The 704-nt window shown below is 69.2% G+C and carries 1 protein-coding gene; it reads right to left on the reverse strand.

All coding sequences use genetic code 11. The features are described from left to right. Nucleotides 1-170: 170 nt before the first annotated feature. On the reverse strand, nucleotides 171-704 hold a 534-nt coding region (locus tag IJ15_RS0124135), incomplete at its 5' end, for a proton-conducting transporter transmembrane domain-containing protein (protein WP_031940865.1).

Here is a 704-nt window from a genome sequence, read left to right on the forward strand (position 1 = left end):
TCGCCGGGAGACGCTCGGGTTCGGGAAGGGCATGGGCCACCTCGAAGTTCGTGGGGTCGGGTGGCGCTGACGTTAACGTCGTCCGTTTCCCGATGTGGGGGTTTTGCGTAACCCGGGTGAACTCCGGGTGTCCGTACCGCGACCAGTGGGGTGGGTGCTCGATCCGAACGTCAGAGCAGGGCGCTCGCTGCCCGATCCGCGAGATCGAGCACCGGTTGCGGCACGACACCCAGGATCACCGTCACCGCCGCCGCCACGGCGATCGCCGCGACGGTCGGACCGCTGGACACGACGATCGTCGGCGCGGACGTCGGGGCGCCGACGATGACCAGAGGGACCGCACCGCCCGACGCCGCGGCCTGGAAGACCGCGAACTTGCTGACGAATCCGCTGGTGAGCGGGATGCCGGCGAAGGCGAGCAGAAACAGCGCGAACACCGAACACAGCAGTGGTGAGGTCCGGCCCAGTCCCGCCCACCGCGCCAGGTCGGTGACCTCGGCGCCGTGCCGGTCACGCACCAGGCTCACCACCGCGAACGCCCCGACCGTGCTGAAACCGTAGGCGAGCAGGTAGAACATCGTCGACGAGAGTCCGGCTTCGTTGCCGGCGATCAGGCCGGTGAGGATGAAACCGGCGTGCGCCACCGACGAGTACGCCAGCATCCGCTTGACGTCGGTCTGGGTGACCGCGAGGACCGCGCCGAC

Source organism: Prescottella defluvii (genome assembly GCF_000738775.1).
GTDB lineage: Bacteria > Actinomycetota > Actinomycetes > Mycobacteriales > Mycobacteriaceae > Prescottella > Prescottella defluvii.